Genomic DNA, 13,546 nt, shown 5'->3' on the forward strand with positions numbered 1-13,546 from the left:
TAAACTCTCGAATTCACGAGTGTTACTTGTGTTGCTGATAATCAGTCGACTACCAGTCTTACATCACAAGCACCCACACGAATTCTTTCTGTCAAGCTGTTTTTCGAAGAATTTTTTCTTTCTACTCAACAACTTGCGCATCCGTCGAAACACTCTTCAACATCAGCGGGAGGCGAATCATACAGCATTCAAACTCGCTGTCAACACCTCTTTTCAGCAATCAACCTGACTAGCAAATCAATCACCGCGAATCCGCAACCACCCCGGAACCGCATCCCACTTCAAACACTTAACTCATTGATTTTCAAGGAGTTTTCGTTGTCCGCCGTGGGAGTGGTGCGCATTATAGAGACCTCAGCCACGGCGTCAACACCTATTTTCGAAAAATCATTCCGCCTTCAGCGAGATGCGCGCGAACGCCTTCTTACCCGCCTGACATACATGACTTTTGCCCAGCTCGAACACGAACGAGCGATCGACCACTTGCCCATCGACGCGCACGCTGCCTGCCGCCAAGAGATCACGCGCCGCAGCAGCGTTCTTCACCAACCCTGCCTTATTAAGGACAGACGACACCGGCATACCCTCGGATGCGCGCAACTCCACCTCAGGCAGGTCGTCCGGAAGCTCGCCATCCTTCATGCGATTGCCAGCCGAGCGATGAGCACTGGCCGCCGCCTCTTCACCATGGAAGCGAGCCACGATTTCCTCAGCCAGCTTGATCTTGATGTCACGAGGATTGGCCCCTGCCTCAACATCACGCTTGAACTGTTGGATTTCTTCCATGGAGCGGAAGCTGAGCAACTCGAAGTAACGCCACATCAAGCTGTCTGGCATCGACACGAGCTTGTTGTACATGACGCCCGGCGCTTCCTGGATGCCCACATAGTTCCCCAAGGACTTGGACATCTTCTTGACCCCATCGAGCCCTTCAAGCAACGGCATGGTCACGATGCACTGGGACGCCTGCCCATAGGCACGCTGCAATTCGCGCCCCATCAACAGGTTGAACTTCTGATCGGTACCGCCCAACTCGACATCGGCGCGAAGCGCAACAGAGTCATAGCCCTGCACCAACGGGTAGAGGAACTCATGGATCGCAATCGGTTGGTTGGTGGCGTAGCGCTTGCTGAAGTCATCCCGCTCCAGCATCCGCGCCACTGTGTACTGGGAAGACAGGCGAATGAAGTCAGCCGGCGACAGCTGATCCATCCAGGTGGAGTTGAACGCCACCTCGGTCCGCTCGGGATCCAGGATCTTGAAAACCTGCGCCTTGTAGGTCTCAGCATTCTCCAGCACCTGCTCTCGAGTCAACGGAGGGCGAGTGGCACTCTTGCCGCTGGGATCACCGATCATTCCGGTGAAGCCCCCGATCAGGAAAACCACCTGATGCCCCAGCTCCTGAAACTGACGCAGCTTATTAATAAGGACGGTGTGCCCCAGGTGCAGATCAGGTGCCGTCGGATCGAAGCCGGCTTTGATGCGCAGCGGACGCCCCGTCTTGAGCTTCTCGATCAGCTCCGCCTCGACCAGTACTTCTTCCGCACCGCGCTTGATAAGCGCAAGCTGCTCCTCAACCGACTTCATGTAAGGCCCCGTGCCACGTAAATACAAAAGGGAACCAAACATACAAGATCGCTGACTAATTACAAGTTTTGCGCCCGCAGCCAGACCGACCGCCGAAAGGTCGGTTCCCGAGGTTGCCTGAGGGCCTATTTGATTATATTTTAGGCAGTTAGATCACTTTCTTAATAACACCACACGCCATGACGCATAACGTTCCCAAAGCGCCGCGCTATCCGAAGAGCCATCTGCTGGCCGCAAGCGGTGTAGCTGCGCTTCTGAGCCTGGCCTTGCTGGTGTTCCCGTCTCGGGAAGTCGAGGCGAAGAAGACCTACATCAATCTGGACATGGACAACGGCGCTGAAGCGCTGATTCAGGAGAAGGACGATCTCCGACAGGGCCTATCCAGCGAAGGCGAGTCAAGCACTCCCTTTGCCACCATCGAACCGTCCGCGGATGCCAAGGACAGCGCAGATAGCGATTCCAGCACGGATGAGCAGGATGCTTCCACATCAGCCTCCTCCCCGAGTACACCCGTCGATCCTGGCCTGAAGACCGTCAAGGTCGATAGCGGCGATACCTTGTCCACGCTGTTTGCCAAGGTCGGTCTCTCGGCGAGCGTGCTTCACGAGATTCTCGACAGCAGCAAGGATGCCAAGTCCCTCACCCGCCTCAAGGTCGGTCAGCCCTTCGAATTCCGGCTGACCCCGGAAGGCGAGTTCCAGAGCCTCCATTCCCAGCTGAGTGATCTGGAAGCCGTCACGCTCACCAAGACCGAGAAGGGCTACGACTTCAAGCGCGATATTGCCAAGCCTGATATCCATTCGGCTTACGCGCACGGCGTGATCGACAGCTCGCTGTTCCTTTCCGCCAAACGTGCCGGCCTCTCCCACAACCTGACCATGGACCTGGCCAACATCTTCGACTACGACATCGACTTCGCACTCGATATTCGAGAAGGCGACGAATTCGAGGTCATCTACGAGAAGAAGACCGTCAACGGCAAGGAAGTAGGCTCGGGCGCCATCCTCGCAGCGCGGTTCACCAACCGCGGCAAGACCTACACCGCTGTCCGTTTTGCCAATGCCCAAGGTATCGCAAGCTATTTCCGTGATGATGGCACCGCGATGCGCAAGGCCTTCATCCGTACCCCCGTGGACTTCGCTCGGATCAGCTCCCGCTTCTCGCTGGGCCGCAAGCACCCCATCCTGAACAAGATCCGCGCGCACAAGGGCGTCGACTACGCCGCTCCACGCGGAACACCGATCAAGGCAACGGGTGATGGCAAGGTCATGCTCGCTGGGCGCCGTGGTGGCTACGGCAATGCCGTGATCATCCAGCACAGCGGCAAGTACCGCACCCTCTATGGGCACATGCAGGGCTTCGCCAAAGGCATCAAGACCGGCGTGAGCGTCAAGCAGGGCCAGATCATTGGCTACATCGGCACCACCGGGCTCTCGACCGGCCCGCATCTTCACTACGAGTTCCAAGTCAACGGCGAGCACGTCGACCCGCTCAGCGTGAAGCTCCCCATGGCCGATCCGCTCATCGCCAGCGAGAAGAAGCGCTTCCTGCAACTGAGCAAGCCGCTGATGGCACGCATGGACCAGGAAAAGGCCACCATGCTTGCCCAGAACAAGCAGCAGTAAACGCATGCCGTACTACATCGGGGTCATGTCCGGGACCAGCCTGGACGGACTGGATATCGCCCTGATTGCGCAAGACAGCCGCCCACGGCTTCTCGCCTCCCATTACATCCCCATGCCCGGTGACCTGAAGGACACCCTTCTTGCACTGTGCGCCCCCGGCGAGGACGAACTCGCCCGTGCAGCCCTGGCGGAACAACGCTGGGTACGACTCGCGGCACAGGGTATCCAGCAACTCCTCCAGCAAGCAGGGCTCGGCCCCGATGCCATTCGGGCAATAGGCAGTCACGGCCAGACGGTACGCCACGAGCCTGGCCGGGGATTCACGATCCAGATCGGCAACTGTGCGCTCCTGGCAGAGCTGGCCGGCATTACCGTTGTCGGTGACTTTCGTCGCCGGGACATGGCCGCAGGCGGGCAAGGGGCCCCATTGGTCCCTGCATTCCATGAAGCCCTGTTCGGCAACGACTGCCATCGCGCCGTCCTGAACGTTGGAGGCTTCAGCAATCTTTCGCTTCTGCAGCCAGAGCGCCCGGTCTTCGGCTTCGATTGTGGCCCCGGCAATGTCCTGCTGGATGCCTGGATAGCCCGCCATCAGGGCAAACCCTACGACGCGGATGGCGAGTGGGCCGCCAGCGGCAAGATCGACGCAGCCCTGCTCCAGGCGCTGATGGCAGACGAATTCTTCCTCGCTCAAGGCCCCAAAAGTACGGGAAGAGAGCACTTCAACCTGCCCTGGCTGGACGACAAGCTGGCACGAATGGACACGCCGCCTTCTGCCGAGGACGTCCAGGCCACCTTGCTGGAGTTCACCGCACGCACAGTCACAGACGCCCTGCAGGCGGCTCAGCCGAGCACTGATGAGCTGCTGGTGTGCGGCGGTGGCGCGCGAAACCGCGCCCTGATGAAGCGATTGGCCGACTTGCTCCCCTCTACCCGGGTTTGCAGTACCGATGACGCTGGCGTATCTGCGGACTGGATGGAAGCCATGGCCTTTGGCTGGCTCGCCCACTGCTGCCTGGAAGGCATTCCCGCCAATCGCCCGAGCGTGACTGGCGCCCGGGGCCCCCGCATCCTCGGCGCGATCTACCCCGCCTGAAACGAAAACGCCGCGCATGAGCACGGCGTTCGGTAGACAAAGTCCGATCAGATCGAGAAGGACTGCCCACAGCCGCAGGTAGTGGCTGCATTGGGGTTCTTGATCACGAAGCGCGAGCCTTCCAGGCCTTCCTGGTAATCCACCTCGGCGCCGGCCAGGTACTGGAAGCTCATGGGGTCGACTACCAGGCTCACACCGTCACGCTCGACGATGGTGTCATCGTCCGCCACGTCTTCATCGAAGGTGAAACCGTACTGGAAACCGGAACAACCGCCACCGGTGACGAAGACGCGGAGCTTCAGGCGCGGATTGCCCTCTTCATCGATCAGGTTCTTCACCTTGCTTGCGGCCCCCTGGGTGAACATCAGGGCGGTAGGGGTGAAGGATTCGACACTCATGATGCAACTCTCCCGGCTTGACGCCGCCATACTGCGCTATGGCGCCGCATTATCCGCTTACCCTAGAAAACTGGTCAACTATTAAGCATCGGCCTCATCGACCCGCGACGGCAGTTCGAGCGGCTTGGCAGACTCCTTGATCTGGCCCAGGCGCCCGTCGATCTGCGCGCCCATGGCCATCTCCATCAGTCCATACAACACCGTACCCTTCACCCGCGCCCGTGCGCCCAGTTCCAGGTGCTCGCTGGCGTACACATCGCCCTGCACCTCACCATCGATGATGACGTGGGGCGCACGAATCTCACCCTGGACCAACCCGTCCACGCTGATGCGCACCATTCCTTCCACGGCAGACAAATTGCCCGTCAGGCGCCCATCCACCTGCACCGCGCCCTGGAAGCGCAGATCGCCCACCAGCTCGGCCCCGGTCGCGATGATGCTGGTCTTGCCGCTGTAGCGCTGCAGGTCTGCCTTGGGTTTCTGCTTGTTCCACATAGGTTCATGACTCCTCGTCGGTCCAGTCGAACGTGCGCGTCAGCGGCTCACGCTGCCCCTCCACCCGCGCGCTAACCTCGATGCGACGTGGAACGAAGCCTTCCGGCAACTCCAGTTCGATGAAGCGCCCGGCATCAGGAATGGCCTGGAAATACTTGAATGAAAAAGGCACACCGCCCTTCGGCAGGTCCTTCGCCAGATCAGCCAGGAGCAAGGCCGTCTCCTTGTTCCCCTGGCGACCCAGGATGCGAATCGATAAAGCCCCTGCGAGCGCACGCTCGTCCTTGCCCACCCGGCTCAGCATCAGCCGCATGCGGTAGCGGGACGGCGTGTCCGTGCCGTGCACCTCCAGCGCGCGAATACGCAACCCATCCGCCTGGCGCTCGGGAGCCAGCACGCCCTTGTAGACCGCCAGCTCCTGCTGCAGGGCAAAAACCTGCTCCTCCATCATCTTGATGGCCTGCCGGCTCTGTTCATTGGCCTGCTGGCCCAGGCGCTCGCCACTCTCCAGCACCGCCTGGCGCTGACGCAGTTGCTCCAGCTCGCGGGCCTGCTCCTGGTTCTGCTGCAGCAACTGGTCCCGCTGCTCGACCGCCTCGCGGGCACGCTCCGCCTGCTGCCAACCACCGGCGAAGAAGGAAGCCGGCAACGCCAGCACCAGCACACACAGCACCAGTCTCAGCAAATGCTCACGACGTGGATCACTGACACGGACTTCCCAACTGGCCATCAGCGGGCGCAGTCCAGGGATCGGAACAGGACAGAGAAGGCAAGAGCCATGCGAAACCACCTGGCCAGAGCGGCCCATTGCAAAGGCGCCGATGATAAAGCCCGATCCGCCATGGGCCAACCGCCGGGGTGACGCGCTGCCGCCTGAGCCTCTACTATCGGACCGATCTCACACAACGGACATTTTCCATGCTCTACCTCTGGCTCAAGGCCTTCCACATCATCGCCGTCGTCTGCTGGTTCGCCGGCCTCTTCTACCTGCCGCGTCTGTTCGTCTATCACGCCGCAGCGGAGGACCAGCCCAGCCGAGAGCGATTCTGCATCATGGAGCGCAAGCTCTACCGCGGCATCATGGGCCCCTCGATGATTGCCACCCTCCTGCTGGGCGGCGCGATGCTGTACCTCAACCCTGGCTGGTTCAGCCAAGGCTGGCTGCACGCCAAACTCACCCTCGTGGTGCTGCTGATCGGCTACCACCACGCCTGCGGCGCGATGCTCAAGCGCTTCGCCCGTGGCGAGAACGCACGCAGCCATGTCTTCTACCGCTGGTTCAATGAAGTCCCTGTGTTCTTCCTGCTGGCCATCGTCATTCTGGTCGTGGTCAAGCCTTTCTGATCCCATCCAAGAGGACCGTCGGATGTCACTGCCCGCCCTGCTCGAGAATCGCCTGCGTCTGCCCCTCGTCACCGCTCCGATGTTCCTGGTCTCGGCACCGTCCATGGTCCTGGCCAGTTGCAACGCCGGTGTCGTCGGCAGCTTCCCCGCCCTGAACCAGCGCGAGAGCGCCGGATTCGCCGCCTGGCTTGATGAAATCGCCGCTGGCCTGACAGCCGATGCGGCCCCCTACGCCGTCAACCTGATCGTCCACGGCAGCAACCCCCGCCTGCAGGCCGACCTGGCCATCTGCGTGGAGAAGAAGGTGCCCATCGTCATCACCAGCCTGGGCGCCGTGAAGGAGGTGGTGGACGCCGTGCACGGATACGGCGGCCTGGTGTTCCATGACGTCACCACCCGCCGCCATGCCGAAAAGGCTGCAGAAGCCGGTGTAGACGGGCTGATCGCCGTCGCAGCCGGCGCCGGTGGTCACGCCGGAACCTGGAGCCCCTTCGCCCTGGTCGCCGAAATCCGCCAGTTCTTCGACAAGACCCTGCTCCTGGCAGGCTGCCTCAACCACGGCCACGAAATCCTCGCAGCCCAGCTCCTCGGAGCGGACCTCGCCTACCTGGGTACCCGCTTCATCGCCACCCAGGAGAGCCAGGCCAGCGCCGCCTACAAGCAAATGCTGCTGGACGCACGGGCGGCTGACATCATCCACACCCCGGCCGTCTCGGGCGTCCCGGCCAGCTTCATGCGCCAGAGCCTGGAGGCCGCCGGATACGAGCTCGCCCGACTGAACGACAAGGCGGACGTCAACTACGGCGAGAAGCTCAAGCCCGTGAGCGATGAAGCCAAGGCCTGGAAGACCGTCTGGTCGGCAGGCCAGGGCGTCGGAGACATCCACGATCTCCCCACCGTCGCCGAGCTGGTGGAGCGCCTCGACCGCGAATACCGCGCCGCCCTCCAGCACAGCGCACGCCTGGCCCAGCCCTACCTGGGATGAAGCGCCGTCAACTGCTCGCAGGCCTCGGTGCGCTGGGCGCACTTGGGCTCTGGGCAGCGCGCCCTGCCGACCAAGGCGCGCCTCATGCCCCCTACTTCGCACAGCTGCAGGGGCTGCTGCGCCAACAGGGCGGCGGCGTGCCTCAACTGGTCATCGACCTCGACCGGCTCGACGCCAACGCAGACCTGCTGAGCAGCCGCCTCGGCGGCATGAAGCTGCGCCTGGTGAGCAAGTCGCTCGCCTCCACAGGCTTGCTCGACTATCTCTCGAAGCGCCTCGGCACCCGGCGCTTCATGGTCTTCCACCAGCCCCAGGCCAACCAGTTGGCCGAGGCATTCCCCGACAGCGACCTGCTGCTCGGCAAGCCACTGCCGGTCGCAGCCGCCCTGGCCTTCTACCAGCAGCTCGCCGCCAATGCGCCATTCGATCCGGATCGGCAGGTCACCTGGCTGGTGGACAGCCCGGAGCGCCTGGTGCAGTACCGTGACATGGCACTCGCCCTGCAACGTCCACTGTCCATCGCCCTGGAGATCGACATCGGCTTGCGGCGCGGCGGGCACAGCTCGCCCGAGCGTCTCGCCGCCAGCCTCGCGCTCGTCGAGCACTCCCCCGAAGTGCTCAAGCTGCGCGGACTGATGGGTTACGACGCCCATGTGGCCCACGCCCCCTTCTGGATCGGAGACGCCTTCGACCAGGCCAATGCCCGCTACCGTGACTTCCTGGAACAGGCCACGCACGCCAGGAAGGCTTGGCCAGAAACACCATTATTGAATGGTGCCGGTAGCCTCACCTGCATGCGCCATCTGACAGGCCCCAGCCCACTGAATGAGATCGCCGTAGGTTCAGTGCTGCTCAAGCCCTCGGACTTCGAGGCCGAGAGCCTCGACGCCTACCAGGCCGCCTGCTGGATTGCCGCCCCCGTGCTCAAGGCAGGGAGCGGCACCCTGCCCTACCTCGAAGACGCCCAGCGCCTGGTGAGCGCATGGAACCCGAACCGCGAACAGGCCTTCTATCTATATGGCGGTGACTGGCAAGCCATCCCGGCCTCGCCGGCCGGGCTCGCCTACGACCCGCTCTATGGCCGCAGTGCCAACCAGGAACGACTGATCGGCTCGGCGGCGAATGGCCTGCAGCCCGATGACTGGGTGTTTCTCCGTCCGCAGGTATCCGAGGGCCTGCTGGCCCGGTTCGGCTCCATGAGCCTGTTGCGACGCGGTCGTCTCGTCGGACGCTGGAAACCCTTGCCCACAGCGTGAAGCCCCCCGCTTTTTCTAGCCTCCCCGGCTTGTAACCTGGGCGCCCCCACCAGTACGCTTTGCCATCCTCAACCCTACAGCCGACAAGGATGCCCGCATGTCCGACGCTCGCTACAAGATCGTATTCGAAGGTGAACTGATGCCCGGTGCGGCACTGGACTCGGTCAAGGAGAACCTCGCCCGCCTGTTCAAGAGCGACGCGGACAAGATCGACGCCCTGTTCAATGGTCGCCCCGTCGCCCTGAAGCGCGACCTCGAAGACGGCGAAGCGGACAAGTACCTGGCCGCCCTGCAACGTGCCGGTGCCAACGTCCGCAAGGAGCCCGACATCGCCGCCGGGCTGAGCCTGGTGGAGACCGAGGATCACCCCAACCCGGATGCCGCGCCCCAGGCAGCGGAAGACCAACCCGACATGACCTGCCCCAAGTGCGGCCATACGCAGCCCAAGGCCATCGAGTGCCAGGCCTGCGGCATCGTCATCGAGAAATTCCTGGCCCGCCAGGCCCAGCTCGCCGAGAGCACGCCGGCCGTGGTCGCACCGGGAACCGTCGCCGCATCTCCCTATGCCACACCCCAAGCCCAAGTCAGCGACTCCCTGCCAGAGTTCGGCGAGTTGCGCCCCTTCGGCGTTACCGGCCGCATCGGTCGGATGCGCTACATCGCCTGGTCGCTGGTCCTGATCATCGCAGCCCTGCCGGTCATGGGCCTCACCGCACTGCTGATGTCGCAGTTCCCGGTGTTCGGCGGCATTCTCTTCGCGCTGGAAATCATCGCCCTGGCCGTGGTCAGCGTGCAGTTCGGCGTCCAGCGCCTGCACGACATCGGCTGGTCGGGCTGGTTGTACCTGCTGAACTTCGTCCCCTTCGTAGGCTCGGTCTTCCCGCTGCTGATGATGGTGATTCCCGGTACCCAGGGTCCCAACCGCTACGGCCAGATCCAGCCGCCGAACAGCACCTCGGTGCTGGTCATGGCCTGGATTTCCATCGGCACCGGCATCCTCAGCGTCCTGGCCATCATCGGTGTGCTGATGTTCGCCGGCGTCGGTGCCCTCAGCGCCCTGGACTCCGACTTCTCCGACAGCAGCTACGAGATGCCGGCCGACGTGGACGGCAGCGACTATGCCGCCGCCCCCGCCGACGAGGCGGAGTACTCGGACGACCAGGCCGAGGAAGCCGAAGCACCGGCTGAACAGGACGACTACGAGTCGAACTGAGCAACCTCCCGGGGCCGGCGCTGTCCAACCCGGCCCCACCAGGAGATTCACGATGCCCCGCTATGCCCTCATCACCGGCGCCTCCAGCGGCCTGGGACTGGCCCTCGCAGAGGCCCTGGCTCGCCGGGGTCGCCACCTGATCCTGGTAGCTCGCCAGCGTGATGCGCTCGAGAGCATCGCCTATGAGCTGACCCAACGCTTTGGCGTCGAGGTCCTCTACCGCACCTGTGACCTCGCCGAACCTCTACAGCTATCCGGCCTGTTGCATGAGCTCAACCAGGGCGGTCGCCAGATCGACCTGCTGGTCAACAACGCCGGCATCGGCAGTGCCGGCCTCTATGTCCAGCAACCCTGGGGCCACGAGCAGGAGCTGATCGAATTGAACATCCTCGCCCTGGCACGGCTCTGCCATGAGATCGGTGGCGCCATGGCCGGGCGGGGCGAAGGGCAGATCCTCAACGTCGCCTCCGTTGCCGGGTTCCAGCCCGGCGGCTGGATGAGCAACTACTACGCCAGCAAGGCCTACGTGCTGCACTTCTCCGAAGGCTTGCGCGAGGAGCTGAAGCGCCATGGTGTGAAGGTTTCCGTCCTCTGCCCCGGCCCCGTGCGCACCGCCTTCTTCCGCCATGCCCGCATGGCCGGGGAGAAGCTGGAGGGCTCGCCCCTGCTGATGAGTGCGGAAGAGGTGGCGCTGTACACCGTACGCGCCCTGGAAAAGAACCGCGCCATCATCATCCCGGGCTGGCGCAACCGCCTGGCGGCAAAGGCAGCACGCTTCATGCCGCGCTGGCTGACACGTCGCCTCACTGCCCGCATCAATCGCCGCTTCGTGGCCGGCTGAACGCGCCCGCTCAGTCCGCGCGCACGCAGCGACTGGCCGCCCAGCTTCGCAGGGCCGCCAACTCTTCCGACATGATCACCGACAACGGCGCCGTCCCCTGCAATTGCTGCAGGAGCAGCGCCTGGCTGACATCGCTTTGCGCTGCCTGGGCGGCGTAGTACATGCCCACGACGGCCTGCTCGATCTCGGCGCCGGAAAATCCATCGGACGCCGACGCCAGCGCCGGCAGGTCGAACAGGGCAAGGTCCATGCCCCGACGGAACAGGTGGATGCGGAAGATCTCCGCACGGGTCGCCGGGTCCGGCAGGTCGACGAAGAACAGCTCGTCGAAGCGCCCTTTGCGCACCAGCTCCGGCGGCAGGCGATGAATGGCGTTGGCGGTGGCGATCATGAAGACCGGCGCCTTGCGCTCAGACATCCAGGTCAGCAGCGTCCCTAGCACTCGCTGGCTCACGCCCCCGTCATGGTCACCGCTGGCCAGGCCCTTCTCGATCTCGTCCATCCACAGCACGCATGGCGCCATCTGCTCGGCGAGGCGCAGCGCCTCCCGCAGGTTGCGCTCGGTCTCGCCGAAGAACTTGTTGTACAGGCAGGCGAAGTCCAGGCGCAGCAGGGGCAGCCCCCAAAGGCCGGCGACCGCCTTGGCGGCCAGGCTCTTGCCGCCGCCCTGGACGCCCACCAGTAGCATGCCCTTGGGCCGGTCCTCGGCCTTGCCGTCGATGAAAGCTCCCTGGCGCTCACCGAGCCAGCGCTTGAGGTTGGTCAGGCCACCCACCTCGGCAAAACGCGCCGTGTCGTATTCGAAACTGAGCACGCCCTCCAGGTCCAGCAGCTGGAACTTGGTCTTGTTCAGTTCCGGCAAGTCTTCCTGGGTGATCGCGCCGTCATCACAGATCACATTGCGGGCCAGGGAGCGCGCCTCACCATGGCTGAGCCCCCGCAGGTTCTTCACCACCTGCTGGAGGGTGCGGTTGTCGGTGCGCACCCGGGCGCCACGGTTGCGCTCGCTCCAGCGGGTCGCCTCGTCCCGGACGATGGCCAGCAACTCATCCTCACTGGGTAACGCCAGGGTGAAGCGGGCGCTGTAGCGTTGCACCTCCGGCGGCAGGCGCAAGGCGTGGGACACCAGCACCAGGGTCGGGCGCTGGGGCGAGTCGGCCATGGCCACTTCTTTCAGCAGGCGCACCAGCCGGGGGTTGTCCTCCAGGAACGGGTGCAAGTCGCACATCACGTACAGGCTGGACTGAAGGTCACCCTTGATCAGGCGCAGGGCCTTCTCGGGGTCGACCGTCTCCTCGCCCCCCAGGGGCTCGCCGCCAAAGCCGAGACACTGCAGCCCCTCGGTCACCGACCAGGTGAACAGGCTCATGCCCCGCTTGACCGCGAGGGTGGTGAGGGTCTCCAGCACGCGCTGCTCATCCCAGGACTCGATGACGATGAGCTTGACCTTGGAATCGAGCACTAGGCCCAGGTCGTGGATGTCGTTCTTCACACAGGCTCCTTGTGGGGTTTCGCTGCTGGCCGGAGTCGATGGTCCGCCGCTAGACTCGGGCAATTCTTATATCAGCCCGGAGAATCCAGGTGGACTGTCTGTTCTGCAAAATCGTCGCCGGGCAGATCCCGGCGCGCACGTTGTACGAAGACGATCACGTTGTCGCGTTCCATGACATCGGCCCACAGGCGCCGGTGCACTTCCTGGTCATCCCCAAGCGACACATCGAAACCCTCAACCACCTCACCGAGGACGACCGTGAACTGGCCGGCCACATGCTGTTCACGGCACAGCGCCTGGCCCGGGAACAGGGATGCGAGGAAGGCTTCCGCGTGGTGATGAACTGCAACGAACTGGGCGGGCAGACGGTCTATCACATCCATATGCACGTGCTCGGGCAACGCCAGCTGGACTGGCCCCCGGGCTGAGCCTCGAGTCAGCGGGCAGCGCCGGAATGCGACTGATCCCGATCAAGCCCGGCGGGGAGCAATGGAGTAAACTCTCCGCCAGTTTTCGCCTGTCGAGGTGCCCCATGGCTACCGAACGTCACTACTCTCCCGCCGACCGCCTGCTGCTGCAGGCCGATGCAGCCCTCAAGACCCTCCTGCCGTTCAAGGGCCAGCCGTACCGCCCATCCCCCGCCAACCTGCAGGACGATGCGCCGATGAACGAGGACGATACGCGCCACGTAGCCGGCCTGATGCGCATCAACCACACCGGCGAGGTCTGTGCCCAGGCGCTGTACCAGGGCCAGGCGCTGACCGCCAAGCTGCCCGAGGTGCGCCAGGCAATGGAGCATGCCGCCGAGGAAGAGATCGATCACCTGGTCTGGTGCGAGCAGCGCATCCGTGAACTGGGCAGCCGCCCCAGCGTGCTCAACCCGCTGTTCTATGGCTTGTCGTTCGGCGTGGGTGCCATGGCCGGCCTGATCAGCGACCGCGTGAGCCTGGGCTTCGTCGCGGCCACCGAGGACCAGGTCTGCAAGCACCTGGACGAGCACCTGCACCAGATCCCGCCGCAGGACGCCAAGAGCCGGGCCATCCTCGAACAGATGCGGGTCGACGAGGAACACCACTCCACCACAGCCCTGGAAGCCGGCGGCCTGCGCTTCCCCGCCCCGGTGAAGTTCGGCATGACGCTGCTGTCCAAGGTGATGACCAAGAGCACTTACCGGATCTGATCCGGACACAGCACGTGAAAACAAAAGGGCGCCA

At 63.5% G+C, this 13,546-nt stretch carries 14 protein-coding genes; 9 read left to right on the forward strand and 5 right to left on the reverse strand.

The window, feature by feature from the left end:
- Positions 1 to 387: 387 nt before the first annotated feature.
- Positions 388 to 1,587, reverse strand: coding sequence for a tyrosine--tRNA ligase (tyrS, locus tag RTK35_RS25370; protein ID WP_316909284.1), 1,200 nt, complete (start codon positions 1,585 to 1,587; stop codon positions 388 to 390).
- A gap of 179 nt (positions 1,588 to 1,766) precedes the next feature.
- Here tyrS and RTK35_RS25375 point away from each other — a divergent pair, with 179 nt between their 5' ends.
- Together RTK35_RS25375 and RTK35_RS25380 are read left to right on the forward strand one after the other, a co-directional pair.
- Positions 1,767 to 3,212, forward strand: coding sequence for a peptidoglycan DD-metalloendopeptidase family protein (locus tag RTK35_RS25375; protein WP_074967522.1), 1,446 nt, complete (start codon positions 1,767 to 1,769; stop codon positions 3,210 to 3,212).
- 4 nt (positions 3,213 to 3,216) lie between these two features.
- Positions 3,217 to 4,308, forward strand: a complete 1,092-nt coding sequence (locus RTK35_RS25380) for an anhydro-N-acetylmuramic acid kinase (RefSeq protein WP_316909285.1) — start codon at positions 3,217 to 3,219, stop codon at positions 4,306 to 4,308.
- Positions 4,309 to 4,355: 47 nt separating this feature from the next.
- On the opposite strand, the gene erpA is transcribed toward RTK35_RS25380, so the two are convergent.
- The 3 genes from erpA to RTK35_RS25395 all read right to left on the reverse strand — a co-directional run bounded on the left by erpA (position 4,356) and on the right by RTK35_RS25395 (position 5,931).
- Positions 4,356 to 4,706, reverse strand: coding sequence for an iron-sulfur cluster insertion protein ErpA (gene erpA / locus RTK35_RS25385; RefSeq protein WP_044405735.1), 351 nt, complete (start codon positions 4,704 to 4,706; stop codon positions 4,356 to 4,358).
- Between the two features lie 81 nt (positions 4,707 to 4,787).
- A complete protein-coding gene (locus RTK35_RS25390; RefSeq protein WP_044405734.1) occupies positions 4,788 to 5,201 on the reverse strand; it encodes a polymer-forming cytoskeletal protein in 414 nt (137 codons plus the stop codon).
- Between the two features lie 4 nt (positions 5,202 to 5,205).
- Entirely contained in the window at positions 5,206 to 5,931 is a 726-nt protein-coding gene (locus RTK35_RS25395; protein WP_316909286.1) for a DUF6776 family protein, read from the reverse strand.
- Positions 5,932 to 6,119: 188 nt separating this feature from the next.
- Between RTK35_RS25395 and hemJ the strand changes: the two genes are divergently transcribed.
- From hemJ to RTK35_RS25420, 5 genes are all read left to right on the forward strand, one after another.
- Complete coding sequence (gene hemJ, locus RTK35_RS25400) at positions 6,120 to 6,545, forward strand: protoporphyrinogen oxidase HemJ (RefSeq protein ID WP_316909287.1); 426 nt, start codon at positions 6,120 to 6,122, stop codon at positions 6,543 to 6,545.
- 22 nt (positions 6,546 to 6,567) lie between these two features.
- Positions 6,568 to 7,530 (forward strand): nitronate monooxygenase family protein, encoded by a 963-nt coding sequence (locus RTK35_RS25405; protein ID WP_316909288.1) that lies wholly within the window; start codon positions 6,568 to 6,570, stop codon positions 7,528 to 7,530.
- Entirely contained in the window at positions 7,527 to 8,786 is a 1,260-nt protein-coding gene (locus RTK35_RS25410; RefSeq protein WP_316909289.1) for an alanine racemase, read from the forward strand. Before RTK35_RS25405 ends, RTK35_RS25410 begins: the two co-directional genes overlap by 4 nt.
- Positions 8,787 to 8,883: 97 nt before the next feature.
- A complete protein-coding gene (locus RTK35_RS25415) occupies positions 8,884 to 9,999 on the forward strand; it encodes a DUF805 domain-containing protein (protein WP_074967508.1) in 1,116 nt (371 codons plus the stop codon).
- 52 nt (positions 10,000 to 10,051) lie between these two features.
- Entirely contained in the window at positions 10,052 to 10,840 is a 789-nt protein-coding gene (locus tag RTK35_RS25420) for an SDR family NAD(P)-dependent oxidoreductase (RefSeq protein ID WP_044405725.1), read from the forward strand.
- A 10-nt stretch (positions 10,841 to 10,850) separates the two neighbouring features.
- On the opposite strand, the gene RTK35_RS25425 is transcribed toward RTK35_RS25420, so the two are convergent.
- Positions 10,851 to 12,332, reverse strand: coding sequence for an AAA family ATPase (locus tag RTK35_RS25425; RefSeq protein WP_316909290.1), 1,482 nt, complete (start codon positions 12,330 to 12,332; stop codon positions 10,851 to 10,853).
- 89 nt (positions 12,333 to 12,421) lie between these two features.
- Here RTK35_RS25425 and RTK35_RS25430 point away from each other — a divergent pair, with 89 nt between their 5' ends.
- Positions 12,422 to 12,760, forward strand: coding sequence for a histidine triad nucleotide-binding protein (locus RTK35_RS25430; RefSeq protein WP_236214617.1), 339 nt, complete (start codon positions 12,422 to 12,424; stop codon positions 12,758 to 12,760).
- A 104-nt stretch (positions 12,761 to 12,864) separates the two neighbouring features.
- Positions 12,865 to 13,512 (forward strand): 2-polyprenyl-3-methyl-6-methoxy-1,4-benzoquinone monooxygenase, encoded by a 648-nt coding sequence (gene coq7 / locus RTK35_RS25435; protein WP_044405720.1) that lies wholly within the window; start codon positions 12,865 to 12,867, stop codon positions 13,510 to 13,512.
- The last annotated feature ends 34 nt before the right edge of the window (positions 13,513 to 13,546 follow it).

It is taken from the genome of Pseudomonas sp. zfem003 (assembly GCF_032621675.1).
In the GTDB taxonomy this organism is placed as follows: Bacteria; Pseudomonadota; Gammaproteobacteria; order Pseudomonadales; family Pseudomonadaceae; genus Metapseudomonas; species Metapseudomonas otitidis.

What these genes read in the sequence shown, in the direction of transcription:
- tyrS (WP_316909284.1), bottom strand. Translation starts at nt 1,587, where the DNA reads ATGAAGTCGGTTGAGGAGCAGCTTGCGCTTATCAAGCGCGGTGCGGAA.
- RTK35_RS25375 (WP_074967522.1), top strand. Translation starts at nt 1,767, where the DNA reads ATGACGCATAACGTTCCCAAAGCGCCGCGCTATCCGAAGAGCCATCTG.
- RTK35_RS25380 (WP_316909285.1), top strand. Translation starts at nt 3,217, where the DNA reads ATGCCGTACTACATCGGGGTCATGTCCGGGACCAGCCTGGACGGACTG.
- erpA (WP_044405735.1), bottom strand. Translation starts at nt 4,706, where the DNA reads ATGAGTGTCGAATCCTTCACCCCTACCGCCCTGATGTTCACCCAGGGG.
- RTK35_RS25390 (WP_044405734.1), bottom strand. Translation starts at nt 5,201, where the DNA reads ATGTGGAACAAGCAGAAACCCAAGGCAGACCTGCAGCGCTACAGCGGC.
- RTK35_RS25395 (WP_316909286.1), bottom strand. Translation starts at nt 5,931, where the DNA reads ATGGCCAGTTGGGAAGTCCGTGTCAGTGATCCACGTCGTGAGCATTTG.
- hemJ (WP_316909287.1), top strand. Translation starts at nt 6,120, where the DNA reads ATGCTCTACCTCTGGCTCAAGGCCTTCCACATCATCGCCGTCGTCTGC.
- RTK35_RS25405 (WP_316909288.1), top strand. Translation starts at nt 6,568, where the DNA reads ATGTCACTGCCCGCCCTGCTCGAGAATCGCCTGCGTCTGCCCCTCGTC.
- RTK35_RS25410 (WP_316909289.1), top strand. Translation starts at nt 7,527, where the DNA reads ATGAAGCGCCGTCAACTGCTCGCAGGCCTCGGTGCGCTGGGCGCACTT.
- RTK35_RS25415 (WP_074967508.1), top strand. Translation starts at nt 8,884, where the DNA reads ATGTCCGACGCTCGCTACAAGATCGTATTCGAAGGTGAACTGATGCCC.
- RTK35_RS25420 (WP_044405725.1), top strand. Translation starts at nt 10,052, where the DNA reads ATGCCCCGCTATGCCCTCATCACCGGCGCCTCCAGCGGCCTGGGACTG.
- coq7 (WP_044405720.1), top strand. Translation starts at nt 12,865, where the DNA reads ATGGCTACCGAACGTCACTACTCTCCCGCCGACCGCCTGCTGCTGCAG.